The 15,561-nt window shown below is 42.6% G+C and carries 11 protein-coding genes and 1 pseudogene; 6 read left to right on the forward strand and 6 right to left on the reverse strand.

The features are described 5' to 3' along the window. Window positions 1-228 precede the first annotated feature (228 nt). Window positions 229-2,508 carry a nitric-oxide reductase large subunit gene (locus A1232T_RS11870; protein WP_077449614.1) on the reverse strand — a complete coding sequence of 760 codons (2,280 nt, stop codon included), beginning with the start codon at window positions 2,506-2,508 and terminating at the stop codon, window positions 229-231. A 520-nt stretch (window positions 2,509-3,028) separates the two neighbouring features. Between A1232T_RS11870 and A1232T_RS11875 the strand changes: the two genes are divergently transcribed. Next, window positions 3,029-5,092 (forward strand): TonB-dependent receptor domain-containing protein, encoded by a 2,064-nt coding sequence (locus tag A1232T_RS11875; protein WP_077449615.1) that lies wholly within the window; start codon window positions 3,029-3,031, stop codon window positions 5,090-5,092. Between the two features lie 136 nt (window positions 5,093-5,228). Here A1232T_RS11875 and A1232T_RS11880 read toward each other — a convergent pair whose 3' ends face one another. Both A1232T_RS11880 and copM read right to left on the reverse strand, forming a co-directional pair. Further along, complete coding sequence (locus A1232T_RS11880) at window positions 5,229-6,320, reverse strand: YkvI family membrane protein (protein ID WP_077449616.1); 1,092 nt, start codon at window positions 6,318-6,320, stop codon at window positions 5,229-5,231. 374 nt (window positions 6,321-6,694) lie between these two features. Further along, window positions 6,695-7,471 carry a CopM family metallochaperone gene (gene copM, locus A1232T_RS11885; RefSeq protein WP_077449617.1) on the reverse strand — a complete coding sequence of 259 codons (777 nt, stop codon included), beginning with the start codon at window positions 7,469-7,471 and terminating at the stop codon, window positions 6,695-6,697. A 288-nt stretch (window positions 7,472-7,759) separates the two neighbouring features. On the opposite strand from copM, the gene A1232T_RS11890 reads away from it, so the two are divergent. Beyond that, complete coding sequence (locus A1232T_RS11890; protein ID WP_077449618.1) at window positions 7,760-8,299, forward strand: DUF924 family protein; 540 nt, start codon at window positions 7,760-7,762, stop codon at window positions 8,297-8,299. A gap of 30 nt (window positions 8,300-8,329) precedes the next feature. On the opposite strand, the gene A1232T_RS11895 is transcribed toward A1232T_RS11890, so the two are convergent. Beyond that, complete coding sequence (locus A1232T_RS11895) at window positions 8,330-8,941, reverse strand: YceI family protein (RefSeq protein WP_077449619.1); 612 nt, start codon at window positions 8,939-8,941, stop codon at window positions 8,330-8,332. A 316-nt stretch (window positions 8,942-9,257) separates the two neighbouring features. Between A1232T_RS11895 and A1232T_RS11900 the strand changes: the two genes are divergently transcribed. The 3 genes from A1232T_RS11900 (at window position 9,258) to A1232T_RS11910 (ending at window position 11,279) form a co-directional block, all read left to right on the forward strand. Continuing rightward, window positions 9,258-10,181 (forward strand): energy transducer TonB, encoded by a 924-nt coding sequence (locus tag A1232T_RS11900; RefSeq protein ID WP_077449620.1) that lies wholly within the window; start codon window positions 9,258-9,260, stop codon window positions 10,179-10,181. A gap of 105 nt (window positions 10,182-10,286) precedes the next feature. Next, on the forward strand, window positions 10,287-10,868 hold the full coding sequence (locus A1232T_RS11905) for a MotA/TolQ/ExbB proton channel family protein (RefSeq protein WP_077449621.1): 582 nt from the start codon (window positions 10,287-10,289) through the stop codon (window positions 10,866-10,868). A gap of 9 nt (window positions 10,869-10,877) precedes the next feature. Then, window positions 10,878-11,279 (forward strand): ExbD/TolR family protein, encoded by a 402-nt coding sequence (locus A1232T_RS11910; RefSeq protein WP_077449622.1) that lies wholly within the window; start codon window positions 10,878-10,880, stop codon window positions 11,277-11,279. A gap of 86 nt (window positions 11,280-11,365) precedes the next feature. Here A1232T_RS11910 and A1232T_RS11915 read toward each other — a convergent pair whose 3' ends face one another. Continuing rightward, a complete protein-coding gene (locus A1232T_RS11915) occupies window positions 11,366-12,556 on the reverse strand; it encodes a sugar transporter (RefSeq protein WP_077449623.1) in 1,191 nt (396 codons plus the stop codon). 166 nt (window positions 12,557-12,722) lie between these two features. Then, window positions 12,723-14,360 (reverse strand): BCCT family transporter, encoded by a 1,638-nt coding sequence (locus tag A1232T_RS11920; RefSeq protein ID WP_077449624.1) that lies wholly within the window; start codon window positions 14,358-14,360, stop codon window positions 12,723-12,725. 360 nt (window positions 14,361-14,720) lie between these two features. Between A1232T_RS11920 and A1232T_RS13625 the strand changes: the two are divergent. Continuing rightward, a pseudogene (locus A1232T_RS13625) lies at window positions 14,721-15,561 on the forward strand (IS3 family transposase); the annotation flags it as partial.

Here is a 15,561-nt window from a genome sequence, read left to right on the forward strand (position 1 = left end):
TGGTCTGTGAGTTTATGATTTCTAGGGGTCGTTTTCGGCATATGATTCTATTATGTTGTTGAGTTGGTTGTATTGTACCTTATTTTGTGGAATTGATATAAGGTTATTCCACCTTAGTGGTTTAATAGAGCAAAGATAAGGCCATAAAAAGACAAAAAGCCCTGTCTATCGACAGGGCCTTTTGGTTAAAAATCGAACCATTTGCAGTACAGTTATTTATTTACCTAGTTATTTATTTACCGGGCTGCTGGGTTGGTAGCTGCTATGAGAAGGTTTAGCAAAGGTGAGCTTCACCACCTGCCAAGCCACACAGACAGCACCAATGATAAATACCACGTCACCAAAGGTGCGAATCCATCTTAGCATTACTAGGAAGTCTTGCTGTAAGAAGCCTTCACTGCGCGCATACCATAGACCTTCAGTGATTGAGGCATGAGCTTGGAAGATACCGATTGGCAATAAGCTTGTGGCAATCATTAATACCAAGCCTAGGTTTAGCATCCAGAATCCTGTTTTCATCAGCTTATCGCTGAACACATAATCGGGGCGGATATAGCGCATCACCAGTAACACAAAGCCTAGTGCTAAGAAGCCATACACCCCAAATAGTGCTGCGTGTGAGTGAACCGCTGTGGTATTTAACCCTTGTAAGTAGAACAAAGAGACAGGAGGGTTAATCATAAACCCAAAGACACCGGCTCCTAACATGTTCCAAAAAGCCACGGCAACAAAGCACATGATTGGCCATTTAAGTTTATGCATCCAAGCAGATTTGTGCTGCATAGACCAGTGATCATAGCCCTCGTAGCCTAGCACAATTAAAGGAACCACTTCTAAAGCACTAAAGGAGGCGCCAATGGCCATAACGGGCGTGGTGGTACCTGAGAAATATAAATGGTGGAAAGTGCCCGGTACACCGCCCAATAAGAATAAAGCGGCTGAAGCGATAGAAGAGGCGGTAGCAATCTTTTTGTTCACTAAGCCTAAGTTGTAGAAAATAAAGGCCAAGGAAACCGTAGCGAATACTTCAAAGAAGCCTTCAACCCATAGGTGAACCACCCACCAGCGCCAGTATTCCATGATGGTTAGATGCGTACGCTCGCCGTAGAATAAACCCGAACCATAGAATAAGCCCACACAGACCACGGAGGCGAAGAAGATAGCCAGAAGGTTGTTATCGCCTTTGTTTTTAAAGGCAGGCATAATGCCGCGCGACATCAATACTAACCAGATTAAAATACCGACCCATTTTAGGATCTGCCAGAAGCGGCCTAAGTCGATGAATTCATAACCTTGGTGACCAAACCAGAAGTTGTATTTGGCTGGCATGATTTCAGCGATTGAGAAGTATTGGCTAGCAAAAGAGCCCACACAAACAATGATTAAAGCTACCCACAGGATATCAACGCCCAGTTTTTGGAACTTGGGGTCTTTACCGCCGTTGATAATTGGGGTTAAGAATAAACCGGCCATTAAGAAGGCTGTGGCAATCCAGAATAACGCAGATTGAATGTGCCAAGTACGCACTAAAGAGTAGGGGAAGTAGTCTGCTACGGGGATACCATAGAAGTTTTGACCCTCAACTGTATAGTGAGCCACGAAGCCACCGATAAACACTTGGAAAACAAATAAAGCAACCACCAAGAAGCCATATTTTGCTAAAGCTTTTTGGGAAGGCGTTAAGGCGATTTTGGTTAGAGGGTCTGATTCAGGAGTAACCAGTTTAGGCTCGATATCATCTTCTTTACGTAAGAACGCCCAACCCCAGATTAATAAACCCACACCAGCGATTAAGAACACCACACTAGCAACCGACCACATGACGTTTTCAGTGGTGGGTACGTTGTCAATAATCGGTTCATGCGGCCAGTTATTGGTATAAGTCGCTTCAGTGCCTGGGCGCTGTGCTGAAGCAACCCAAGTGGTCCAGAAGAAGAAATTGGTTAACCGCTGTTTGGCCACATCATCACTGATGGTGTTATTTTTCATCGCGAAGTTTTCACGCGATTTTTGTAGTGCCGGATCATCTCCGTATAGACCAATATAGTAAGGCGCAACCTCATTAATTGCTTCAATACGGGTCTGTGACAACACAACAGTATTGGTGTCATCAACGCTACTGCCGCGATATTCTTTTTTGACCTGTGCATCTAGTACTGCTTTTTGATCGTCCGTGGTGGCGTCATAATCAACCCCGTATAGCTCGTTGGACTTGATATCTAGCCAAGCTACTAACTCTCTATGTAGCCAGTCTGCGGTCCAGTCTGGTGCTTGATAAGCCCCATGGCCTAGTACCGAGCCCAATTGTTGTCCCCCGGTACGTTGCCAAGCAGATTGGCCGTCTAAAATGTCGTCTTTGGTCATAATAACCTGACCATTACGGTCTACAAACTGGTCAGGAATAGGGGGCGCTGTGCGATAAATTTCAACTCCGCCCCAGCCTAAGAAAGAGAAGGTGACAATTAGGATGGCGATCAAACCCCACCAGTACTTTTTGTACTCACCCATAGCATACTCCTAAAGAAATTTTAAACATATATATAAAATGAATGTTTAAGGTTAAAGTTGGGTCTCAATAGCCCTTAATACTCAATAGCCTTAGCCTTTAATACTTAAGTATTTCAAAATCGGTCAATAATTTCCCCTATATCATGAAAAATAATATCCTCAAAAATAGAGAGTAGGGTAAGTCATTAAGCCTTCGCTAACGATTTTGGGGGATTATAACATTCATTTTAAACGAATGTTAATAGTTGTTTTTTTAACTTAATCGTCTAAAGTGTCATAAACCTTTTAGAATCAAGGTTTACAGCAGAAAAATAATTTTTGTACTTTGCTTAATTATTGTTATTAGGTAAGCGGTAAGTAAAAAATCACACCTTAAAAATTGATATTGTAATTTTTGTAATTATCCAGTAATATTCGCAATCAATGTAAATGATAACTATTCTTATTATTATTTACATTAAGAAAATAAGAATTTTATAACCTCAAATTTACCCATTGCTAAATCAGCAGAGTGACTATTATGCGAAAAACCACCCTCAATCGTTTATCCCCTTTATGTCTTGCCATTACTTCAGCTCTTGTTGCACAAGCCGCGAGTGCCCAGACAGATTTGCCAACAATGACCATGCAGAAGATGACAGTCACTGCCAGTAACTCGGCAAGAGATAAGGCGCAAAATGAAGCTGTTTATAATGAAGACTATACGCCTGCCCAACAAGCCTCTCATTTAAGTGACTTTTTGGAAGTTGTGCCGGGGGTAACTGTAGGTGGCACCTCTTCCGTAAACCAGCGTATTCGCGTGCGTGGTCTGGATGACACCAACCTAAAAGTGAGTATTGATGGGGCCCGTCAAGAAGGGGCTTTGTTTTATCACATGGGTGATGTGACCATTGACCCAGATTTATTAAAGCAAACTGAAGTGGCTGTCGGAAATAACTCAGTCACCTTAGGCAATGATGCTTTAGGCGGTGCGGTAGCGTTTGAAACGGTGGATGCTGCTGATTTATTAAAACCTGGTCAAACCATGGGTGCCAAGCTACATACCGGTTATGCCAGTAATAATGATGAGCTGTTAACCTCAGCAACGGTATTTGCCGCGCCAACAGAGAATGTGGACTTACTGGCTTATTATGGTAAGCGTGATATTGACTCTGGTGAAGATGGTGAGGGGCGTGAGCTGTTTGAAGACAGTAAGGCGGAGAACATCTTATTAAAAGCGGGCGCAAGCTTTGCAGATGACCACCGTATTGGAGCTAGCTTTAGCCGTACTGAGAAAAAAGGGGTTTTCCCATTTCGCCCAGATTTTCCTTCAAGACCTGAAGACCCTATCCCGCAGCAAGTTAAGCGCGATACCTATAATGTAGATTATGGCTTTAATCCCGCCAGCCCCTTGATTGATGTTTCTGCAAACGTGTATCAAAGCAAGACCCAAATTTTACGCGATTCAGATGATAAAGCTGGCTATGAGTGGGAAGCAAAAGTACAAACCACCGGTGCTAAAGTTGAAAATACCAGTGAGATTGACAGTAGTTTTGGCAATCATAAGCTTATCGCTGGTGTAGAACATTATAAAAAAGAAGGAAGCTACGATGGACTGGATCGCGAAACTCCAGTATCAGGAGATGACAGTGCAAAGACAACTTCAGTTTATTTAGAAGACCAATGGCAGATTGATAAACTGACATTAACACCTGGAGTGCGATACGACCGTTATGAATCACCAGAATTCATTTCAGGTGGCAAAACCTATGATAATGTTGTCGGTGCCTTAGCTGCCAGTTATGAGATTGCCCCGCGCACTCAGATTTTTGCCAGCTACACTGAGCTGTTTAATGGTCCTGACTTAGGGCAAGCGATATTTAATAGAGATGGTAAAGGCATTTACGTTAATAAAGACTTGAAGCCAGAGGAAGGTTATAACTCTGAAGTAGGTATTTCTACCACGCTACGTGACTTGACCACAGCCAACGATGCTTTGCAGTTAAGTGCCAAATACTTTAAGTCAAATATTGAGAACTATCAGCAGTTTATCAGAACAGGAGATAGTGCTGGTCGCTATGGTCTAAACTGCACCACTGGAGCACGGGGTTCGGCAGGGAATTTGCAAGATTGCCAAGGTATGATCAACAGCGATGAGGATTATGAAATCAAAGGCGTAGAGCTGGCCGCCAACTATACCACCAATAACTTTGGTATGGGTCTAAGCTACTCACGCGCTCGTAGTGAAGGGGATAAAACAGGCAACAGCATTCCTTCAGTCAGTGGTGGCAGTGCAGACTCAGGCGATCGTTATATGGTCAACTTAAACTATGACCCAAGCAGTGAAGTGGGGCTAGGCTGGCGCAGTACGTATGTGGCCTCAATCACAGATAATAGCGGCGTTAGTAAGCCAAGTTATGATGTGCATGATGTTTATATGAGTTACGCACCTCGTCAGTTCCAAGATATAAAAGCAACCCTTGGCGTTTACAATATCTTTGATGAGACCTATGCCAGTCACTCTTCTCGTATAAGTGCAGACCAGGTTGCAACTGACTTTGAGCCAGGCCGTAATATCAAAGCCTCTGTCACTTATCAGTTCTAATTCAGCCAGTTTTAATCGAGCCACTAGACGTTAAAATAAAGATCCCGCTACCTTTAAGGTAGCGGGATCTTTACTGCATATAAGCTACTGTCTATAAACTATTAACTACAAGCTATTAGAAGTTTTTATTAAAGTCTTACAGCTTGGCGCCGTCTTTTGAGAATACCTGACCGGTTACGGTTTTGTATAAAGCACAAACCATAATTACCATACCCAATAAGCCTAGAGCAGGATATAGCACGTTAATTAAGGTGCTAAATGGGAATAAAGAGGCCAATAAAGACAATACCACAAGGCTAATGGTTAACGTACGGAATTGAGTGGGGTTCTTTTGTGAATCATAAAAACGAATCACACAGCCATACAAGTTGGTTACAGCCGTGGTGAATACCGCAACTACCAAGACGATGCTAAATAAGATACCCACCAATGGGCTGATATTGTTGGCGATTTGTAGGAAAGGAATTTGATATTCAATAACGTTGGTCAAGTCAGATAACAAGGCCACAGTGATGAATAACAAACATAAGCCTAAGAAGAAGCCACCCATGACGCCAGCAATTCTAAGGGTCTTTAAGCTCGACTCTTTACCGCCCATAGCCGTCAAAGTTGAAGTAGCCAAGCTCACGTTATACGATACATAGACGACAGCTGAGGTCCACCATAATGGCGTGGCTAAAGTCGGTGTTAGGTTTTGCAGGCTCTCATCGACAGTAGATAATTGATCAAAGTGTGCGCTTAGAGTCACTAAAGAGATGGCAATTACGCTAAAGATAATAATAGGGGAGACGATACCCAGGGCACGAACTGAAGAGGAGAAACCAAAAATAACGGTCGTCAAAGTCATACCGGCAATGATCAATTTACCCGTCATCACTGACAAGCCCCAATACTCATTAATCGCCGCCCCACCGCCTGAGAACATGATACTCACACAGCCAAACATGAAGAATAGCAGGACATAGTCGCCGATAAAGCCTAATTTATTACCACATAAATAGTTGAGTACATCTCGATGGCTACAGGTTTGTAGTCTATTGCCCAGCTCCATAAATACTGAGCCATACCAGATAAACATAATCGTGGTAATAATAGCGCCAATGATACCTACCAAGCCGTAGCCTGCGAAAAACTGTAATACTTCTTGACCACTGGCATAGCCTGCCCCAATAACGGCACCCACATATACCCCAGCATAGCTAATGGCCTTCAAAATCGAGCTACTCATACTTTTTATATCCCTATTAAAATTGGTTGCTGAACAGCAATTTATTAAAATTAACCCTGATGTTCTAGTTAACTGATAACGAATTTTGGGGGGTATATTAACAGTAAGTTATAAGAATACAAGGAAAATTATTAAACCTTGGGTTATAAATAAAGGTAGGAGATTGATATTGAATTTAAAGAAACTTTTAGTTTGAAATTAAAATAGCCACTAAAATTTACTCAAAAAAAGAGGCCTGATTTTTATCAAACCTCTAATTATCAGTGTTTCAATGTTGCTCAAGTTTCAATGATACTTAGTTACTTAAGCTTCAATGTTACTTGATTGGCAACTTGTATCTTGAAACACTTGATGGCTTGGATTAATGGCTTAAATTAAGAATGTTCATTGATCCAGTTTTGCATTAAATCAATTTCAGCTTTTTGTGCATCAATGATTTCTTGAGCCAGCTTTCTCATCTCTTCATTTTTACCATATTTTAACTGTACTTCTGCCATGGCTACAGCACCTTCGTGGTGAGGTAACATACCTTTAGCAAATGCCATGTCAGCATCTTCACTTAAGATACCCTGCATCATGTCATCATGCATTGACTTCATGCTCGCATCATAAGCTTGACGCATCTCATTGGTGTGAGGCTGCTCTTCAGTATCTGGGTTGGCCTCTAACCAGTTTTCCATCTGCTTAATTTCAGCTTCTTGAGCGGCAATAACGTCTTTTGCAAGCTTGCGCATGGTTTCATCTTTACCATATTTCAGCTGAATCTCTGCCATATCTACAGCACCTTCATGGTGTGGCAGCATACCTTTAGCAAAGGCGACATCCGCATCATTGGCTTGCATGCTTTCCATCATATCTTCATGCATGTCATTCATGCTGTCCATATACTCTTTACCAAATTCAGTAGTGGCTGCATGCTCTGCCATATCAGAGTCCATGTCATGCTCATCATGACTCATAGTGGTATCATGCGTCTCCATATTATCTGTGGTCACTTCGGTATCTGCTTCAGTGGTAGTGTCTTCTGCAGCAGGCTGGCAAGCAGTAAAGGCCAAAGCAGACGAACACAAGGCGGCAACCCCTAACAGTTTGGCTTTTGATGCTTTAGGGTTAATAGGGGCAGTACGATTATTTAAATTATGATTATTCATATAAGAACTCCAAAATTGATAGTCTGATAATTATAGCAAGGCTAGAGGCTTACAATGTTTTGAATAGTGAGCCGTCAGTGAACTTTTGCTAGCAATGACAGCTTATTGTTACTATAAGTAGGTATAGTATGAAAGGTAGGCCTAGTATGAGCTCATAAAGGGCAGTCTATTAGTCTTAAGCCGCTGCAATTGAAGATTATCCAGCGTTATAGTTAAAAAATATAGTCAAAAATTATTATCAAAAATAAGGTAACCCTCCCATTAACTAGCAATCACATAAGGTAGAATATGTATCAAGACATCATAGAATTTTGTTTTAATGAAGTTGGCACCCAGAAATTCTTTGAAAAAGATAAGGATTTCGATGAGCTACTGACTCAGCGCTTTGAGTCAACGTTACAGCGAGCTGCCGCAGCAGAGTTATTTGATTGGCGAGAGTGTCCAGAAGGGCGTTTGGCTGAGATTATTGTGCTGGATCAGTTTTCAAGAAATATCTATCGTGATACAGCGAAGGCATTTGCTCAAGATACAATGGCCTTGGTCTTGGCTCAAGAAGCAGTGGCAGCTGGCGTGCTACAAGAATTAGATAGTGTGGCGGCGCGTCAATTGCTTCTAATGCCTTATATGCACAGTGAGTCGAAGCTCATCCATGAGCAAGCAGAACAGTTATTTAAGCAATATACAGATGAGACCGTCTACGGCTTTGAGATTAGACATAAAGTGATTATTGATCGCTTTGGCCGTTATCCTCATCGTAATGAGATTTTGGGTCGTCAGTCTACCGCAGAGGAGATAGAGTTTCTAACCCAGCCAGGATCTTCGTTTTAATCCTAAGCTTTTTTGCTTAAATAAATAATGCTATTTGGCAGGCATCAGCTCACCGGTGATAACAATAGGAATGGTCGTGCCAAAGATACCTGGAAAGGCTGTCACCCCAAAGTCATGACGATTAACCAGTGCTGTGGCTTTGAATTTTAAGGCACTTGGCTCAGTTTTTGACTGGGTATAAACGTCAGTCAGAGTCACTTTCACCGTCATGGGCTTGCTTTGACCTAAGGCATTAAACTTGCCAGTGACATGACCTTCTCTTGGGTTTTTTAACTTGGCACCTGAAGAGGTAAATTTAATGGTGGGGTACTGCTTAGTATTTAATAGCTCTTTGCGACGAATAAAATAGTCGCGCGGCTTTAGGTTAGTATCCACGCTATCTGTATAAACCGTAAAACGCACAGTCGTGTTTTGTAGTTTATTTTCATCATAATTAATGGTGCCGTCAACCTTGTTAAATGAGCCTTTAATCATAGACTTCTTTAGATAAGACACCTCAAAGTTTACGTTGGTTTTTTGAGGGTTAATTTGCCACTTTTGCGGGGTTGCAGCGGTCGCGACAAGCGGTGATAACAGTAACAAAGCACAGCTTATGGTCTGGCTTAAGGTCTTAGTTGATTGAGTAGTCTTGGCAGTGATCATGGTGAAATCCAATAATTAAATAATCCGAGTAAAATATTGATCTAACAAGGATATCAGAGGCTAAAGCTACGTATTCTACCATGTTGCTGTACTTGAGGCTTGTGTCCATAGGTTATCAGTTGTGATTCTTTGTTAAGTGTATCTACTAAAATAATACTTACCATCAAGAGATGACGAGTTAATGAGAACAGAAAAATCTTATAAATGATAATAATTCTTATTTACATATAAAGCGATTTCATATATTATGCACTGAAAAATAAATGAGTAAAAATAACTTTAATTAACAGGGACCTAAAACCTGGCTTTACTTCTTATGATGAAAAAAACAAGCGACAAATCAAATCTAATTAAAGTTAATGCCGCAACTGCTATTGCGGTGCTGGCGATGCATGTAGGGATAGCGGCTGCTCTGGTACATATGCAAGGGCCAAAGCCAGCAATCAAAGAGCCAGAAGAGGTTAAGCCCATTGAGATTCAGATGCTGTCCCTGCAAGAAGCAGTAGAACCTCCGATTGCTGTTCAAACCAAACAACATACCCCTCAAGTAACTCAGGAGCAGGTGACGAAAGTTCAGTCACAGCCTAAGGCTGCCTCAAAACCAACAGAGTCTGTGGATCCAGAGCCTGAAACTCAACCTAAGCCTAAGCCAGTCGAAAAAAATGAGCCTGAACCTACCCAGAAAGCGCAGAGTAAGCCAGAGGCTAAGGTTGAAGCTAAGACTGAAGAACCGCTGGACAATAAGCAAAGCACTCAGCAAACCATTCAACAAGATGTACAGCCTGAAATAACTACTAAGCCAAATTTTGATGCTAATGAGCATCAGCGTTTGATTGAGCAGGCTGCAAGAGAACAAGCTGCAAGAGAACAGGCCGCAAGAGAACAGGCCGCAAGAGAACAGGCCGCAAGAGAACAGGCCGCAAGAGCAGCCGCAGCCAGTAATGAGCCCAAAAGCTTCTCAGCTAACCAAGCCCGCTGGAAGCGTAAGCCTAGACTAGAGGTGCCGCCGCAGGTCGCTAGAAAGTCAAACTCAGGAGATGTGTATCTCGTGATATTGGCGGTGACCGTAGATAAACAAGGCAATGTCGCTGATGTGAAAGTAACCAAGTCCTCGGGCAATACAGCAGTAGATAAGGCGGCCATTAGTCAGGTTGAAAAAAGTAAGCTGCATCCTTTTGAGCAAGACAAGTCGCCTGTAGTGGGGCTAATAAACCTGCCTATTGAATATATAGTTGAATAACTGAGCTTAGCTAAAGTTATACAAGAGATATCCGTGGGCTGATAAATACTTCTTGATTGGCCCTAATTTATAAAAAAATACCCTATTTATTATTAAGGATTTAACATGGATTTTGCAGCTTATTGGCAATATACCGATGTTGTTACCAAGTTTTTGTTTTTTAGCCTATTGGCCTTGTCGATAGCATCTTGGATAACGGGAGTATTGCGTCTTTATCAAAGCAGTAAGCTAAAACAAACCGTTTCGACTGATTTGCAACAGGCGGTTAGCAGTGAATCTAAAAATATAAACCCCTTGGACAGCTCAGAGCGAAAAACTGTGGTAGAGCAAATCTTGTTAAAAGAGATTGGTCGCTATCGTTTTGAGGGTGAAAAAGGGTTGGCGATATTAGGCACAACGGCAGCTATTGCTCCTTTTATTGGTCTATTTGGTACAGTCTGGGGGATATTTCATGCCTTACACAGTATCGGTGAGACAGGGCAGGCAGGCTTGAGTCAAGTGGCAGGTCCTGTGGGTGAGGCCTTAATTATGACGGGCTTGGGACTAGCCGTGGCCATTCCTGCTGTTATCTTCTACAACATTGCGATGCGTATTAACCGTAAGACACTATTTATCGCCAATGACACCGCTTACGGTCTGTTGGGTGCTACCGCAAAATCAGAAAACCAGAACGAAATCCCCAGATAGGAGTACGACATGGCTTTTCAATTAGGCGATGATGATATGCAAGCAATGAATGAGATCAACCTCATTCCCTTAATTGATATCATGTTGGTATTGATGATTATATTTCTAGTAACCGCTTCGGTGCTCAATCCCTCAGTGCCTTTAGATTTACCACAGACCAGTGCCGCGGTACAGCCAGTAGAACCTAAAGTAATCCAGATTAGTATTGATAAAGACGCAGGTGTCTTTTGGGATGAGGAGCCACTAACGCTGCAGCAGTTGCGAACCCGTTTGGCCGAAGAATCACAGAGTCACTCCGATGCCTCTATTCATCTGCGTGCGGATAAAGAAGCCCGTTATGAGACTGTGGCTCAAGTGCTAGCACTGGCTAGTGAAGCTGAAATGACCAAAATTGCTTTTATTAGTGAGTAAGATATAGAAGTCATTGCCAGATAATAAGATAAGTTTAAGATAAAAAATAACCCTACTAGGCTAAGCTTAGTAGGGCTTTTTTATGATTAAGCACGTAGAACAGGGAATCGTTTTATCATAAATAGCATCAGCAGTAAGGCCATTAAGCTAATCGCTGCGCCCACATAGCCCACACTAGATAACGAGATGTGAGTCACGGCATAGCCACCAAATAAAGCGCCGGTTCCTATGCCTAAGTTAATGATTCCTGAGAACATAGACATCAGCATGTCTTGGGCGTGTAGATCTACCATCAGTACTTTGGCCTGCATCGAGATGATAAGCAGCATTAATGCGGTTCCCCATAAGGTCGCATTTAGGCTAAGTATCCAAATCGAATTTACCGTAACTAATAAAGTCGTCATCGATACCAGCATGATAATAATAGAAACCAGCATCAGTAGGGTGCTGTGTCTGTCCCCCCAGCGGCTAAATAACACACTGCCGATAATCCCAGCACCACCAAATAGCAATAAGATAAAGGTAGCGTAGTTTTCACTAATGGCCCCAATCTCACGCATAAAAGGCTCGATGTAGGAGTAAGCGGTGTAGTGGGCAGTAAATACGGTGAAAATTAGTAAGTATAAACAAACCAATAAAGGGTTCTTTAACAGCTCAGGAACTTTTCTAAATGAGCCTTTAAACATACTGGGTAATGTCGGCAACAGCCTTGCCTGCAACACAAATACTACCAGAGCCACAAAGCCAATACCGCCAAAAGTAGTGCGCCAACCATAGAGCTGACCGATGATACGCCCTAAGGGCACGCCAAGTACCATAGCCAGTGAGGTGCCTGTGGCTACCACACTTAAAGCAAATGCCTTTTTGCCCTCAGGAGCAATACGAATGGCGATGGCAGCGGTAATCGACCAAAATATGGCATGAGAAAAAGCGATACCGACCCGACTAATCAATAAGACATTAAAGCTCCAAGCGACCACGGATAGCACATGACTTACGATAAATAAGGCAAATATACCCAGCAGCAATCGTTTGCGCTCAAACTTACTGGTAAGCAGCATCAAGGGCAGTGACATGGCGGCCACAATCCATGCGTACAAGGTCAGCATCCACCCGGTCTCAGCGGTGGTAATGGAGAAGTCTTGAGCAATGTCACTTAATAGGGCAACCGGGACGAACTCAGTAGTGTTCATCACAAAAGCACTGATGCCCATTAAGATAACTTGAATATATTGGGTTCGGCGAGAGACAGGCTCTGCTTCAGAATTATTTATCATAAGGTCTAATAATTAAAAGGACTCATTAATGATAACGGCCTATAAAGACAAAGCAGTTAAAATTAATAAGTCAAAAGTAAGCGATAAGAGAGGGACAACTAGAGCAGTTTGAAGTAAAAAGCCAGGTATCGGAAATACCTGGCCTGTTACCGCTAATTATAATAGATTAATACTTTTCAAGCTCATCAAATAACCATTCACGAGCCTTGTAAATACGTCTTAGCCCTAAGAACAAGCTAACGCACATGACTATCAATACAAATGTGAACGGCAATCCTGTACTGACAGAGCCAGACTGTAAAGAGGTCAGAGCTGCCTCACCACCGCCATATAGTAGGGCAATAGCAATCATACCTTGAGCAATGGCCCAGAAGATACGCTGCAACACAGGTGCTTCAAGCTTACCGCCAGCAGTAATGGTATCAATCACTAGGGAGCCTGAGTCTGATGAGGTGATAAAAAACACCAATACCAATACAATCGCAATTAAGGAGGTGATCGTAGCAAGTGGCAGATTGTTTAGCATCTCAAATAGAGTTAATGAGGCATCGCCCACGCCATTGGCAAGTTCACCGACTTGGTTTTTATACTGACTTAAGCCGGTTTCACCAAACACAGTCATCCAAATAATGGTCACTATAGTAGGCACTACCATAACTGCGGTAAGGAACTCACGTACCGTACGGCCTTTTGAAATACGAGCGATAAACATCCCTACAAATGGCGACCAGCTGATCCACCAGGCCCAGTAGAATAAAGTCCAGCCATGATAGAAATCAGTATCGGTGCGGCCGACAGGGTTAGACAAAGGTAGAATGTGGGTGGCATAAGATATACCAGTGCCAAACATTTGTCCAATAAGCTGTAAGGGGTTTGAGACGATAAAGATGAATAACAATAATAATAAGGCGACCAGCATGTTGAAGTTAGACAGAATCTTCACCCCGCCATCTAGACCACGATAGACCGACAAGGTGGCCAACATAGTCACCACAGCAATGATAATCATCTCAACGACGTTCACACCCAGATCAATACCGAATAAGTACTTTAGACCACCAGCCGCTTGCTGAGCCCCCAGACCTAACGAAGTTGCCAAACCAAAAATAGTGGCTAGTACTGCTAGGATATCAATGATGTGACCTGGCAGACCCCAAGTTTTTTCTTTAAAAATAGGGTAGAACACAGAGCGTAAGGTCAAAGGAAAGCGGAAGTTGAAAGCAAACAATGCCAAAGATAGACCCACGGTGGCATAGATGGCCCAAGGGTGAAGACCCCAGTGATACATAGTAGCACCCATGGCTGCTTTATAAGCTTCAGGCGTGCCAGGCTCAATACCTAGAGGCGTGCCTGCCCACCCAGTGGCATAACCCAGAGGTTCGGCGACCGACCAAAACATAAGCCCAATCCCCATACCTGCTGCAAATAGCATCGATAGCCAAGACATTCGGCTAAAGTCAGGGGTTGCTTTAATGCCCCCAATACGGATACTGCCGTAAGGAGAGAGGATAAGGAGTAGACAGAATAAAACAAACAGGTTGCTAGCACTGACCATAAACCAGTCAAAGGTGTTAACCACCCAGCCCTTAGCACCATTTAGCCAAGTGTTAGCAAGCTCTGGCATGGCCAAGGTAAAGACCACGAAGGTCAAGACCAGTAGGGCAGTAATACCAAAAACTGGGTTGTGTATGTCCATACCCATGACTTGCACATTATTTTCACCCACTTCATGGTCAGTGGTATAGAGCCGTTTACGGAAACGGTCAATTAATGATTTTGGGATTTTGTCAGGATTAATACTCATAATATTGTCCTATGTAAAGTTGATAAAATTCGAGCAAAAAGTCTTGCTGATATTTACTACCTTTATCAATATTAGAGTAGCTTTAAGTCATAGAAGAGGCTTTATGGTTCCTTAGCACAGGTTACTACCATGACCGCTAATATTGAACTGAATAAAGAAGTCTAAAAATAGAGTTAGACGCATTTATTGATAGGCAACACGCGTCATAATCCCTGTCACCACACCAATAAATGGAGATGTATAAAAAAAGATAGTAGTTATAGAGACGACTAATCGACTCTCTATAATACTCCCAGAAAACTAGACCAAAAAATTGTAGCAAATAAGATAGAATATCCTTTAGAAAAAGAGGTCTATCTAATGACAAAAGTACGTAAGCGTCACAATGCTGAATTTAAAAGCAAAGTCGCCGTTGAAGCCATCAAAGAACACAAGACCCTCAACGAGTTAACCGCAGAATATGGGGTTCATGCAACCCAAATCAGCAACTGGAAAAAGCAGGCTTTGGCAGTTATCCCTACTGCATTCAATACCAAACAGCAAGCCAACGAACAAGCCCAGCAAGCTATTATCGATGAATTACATAGGCAGCTAGGGCAAGTTATAAGCGAAAGAGACTGGCTTAAAAAAAAGTCCTTACAGCTACCCTGAGCACTCGTAAACAACTGCTAGAACCTGATAACAAGGATTTTAGTGTTCGTAAGCAATGTGAATTACTCGGTATCAACCGCTCAAGTCTGTACTATCAGCCAAAGCCCATCAGCGAGCTTGATATTATATTACCCTGATGAACTTGCTTGACCAGCAGTACACCAAGACCCCATTTTATGGGGTTAAACGCATGACAGCGTATTTTAGGCAACTAGGCTATCAAGTGGGAGAAAAGCGAATTAGGCGCCTACTACGGCAAATGGGGCTAGACGCTATTTATCAGCATCCTAACACGAGTAAGCCTAACTCTGAGCATCAAGTTTACCCGTACTTGCTTAGGCATGTACCGATTAGCCGTTGTAATCAAGTGTGGAGTACTGATATCACCTATATTCCCCTAGCCAAGGGCTTCGTGTATTTGATGGCGGTGATAGATTGGTACAGTCGTTATGTCCTAGACTGGTCGCTATCTACCACGCTTGAGGCGGATTTCTGCGTGGATACGGTGAGCAGCTTATTGCACAATGGGTTACGCTGTGAGATTTTTAAT

Origin of the sequence: Psychrobacter pasteurii, from assembly GCF_900162815.1 — a bacterium.
Classification (GTDB): domain Bacteria; phylum Pseudomonadota; class Gammaproteobacteria; order Pseudomonadales; family Moraxellaceae; genus Psychrobacter; species Psychrobacter pasteurii.

Excerpts from the sequence above, each read along its gene's own strand:
- A1232T_RS11895 (WP_077449619.1), bottom strand. The coding sequence starts at position 8,941 with ATGATCACTGCCAAGACTACTCAATCAACTAAGACCTTAAGCCAGACC.
- A1232T_RS11890 (WP_077449618.1), top strand. The coding sequence starts at position 7,760 with ATGTATCAAGACATCATAGAATTTTGTTTTAATGAAGTTGGCACCCAG.
- copM (WP_077449617.1), bottom strand. The coding sequence starts at position 7,471 with ATGAATAATCATAATTTAAATAATCGTACTGCCCCTATTAACCCTAAA.
- A1232T_RS11870 (WP_077449614.1), bottom strand. The coding sequence starts at position 2,508 with ATGGGTGAGTACAAAAAGTACTGGTGGGGTTTGATCGCCATCCTAATT.
- A1232T_RS11910 (WP_077449622.1), top strand. The coding sequence starts at position 10,878 with ATGGCTTTTCAATTAGGCGATGATGATATGCAAGCAATGAATGAGATC.
- A1232T_RS11920 (WP_077449624.1), bottom strand. The coding sequence starts at position 14,360 with ATGAGTATTAATCCTGACAAAATCCCAAAATCATTAATTGACCGTTTC.
- A1232T_RS11915 (WP_077449623.1), bottom strand. The coding sequence starts at position 12,556 with ATGATAAATAATTCTGAAGCAGAGCCTGTCTCTCGCCGAACCCAATAT.
- A1232T_RS11900 (WP_077449620.1), top strand. The coding sequence starts at position 9,258 with ATGATGAAAAAAACAAGCGACAAATCAAATCTAATTAAAGTTAATGCC.
- A1232T_RS11905 (WP_077449621.1), top strand. The coding sequence starts at position 10,287 with ATGGATTTTGCAGCTTATTGGCAATATACCGATGTTGTTACCAAGTTT.
- A1232T_RS11880 (WP_077449616.1), bottom strand. The coding sequence starts at position 6,320 with ATGAGTAGCTCGATTTTGAAGGCCATTAGCTATGCTGGGGTATATGTG.
- A1232T_RS11875 (WP_077449615.1), top strand. The coding sequence starts at position 3,029 with ATGCGAAAAACCACCCTCAATCGTTTATCCCCTTTATGTCTTGCCATT.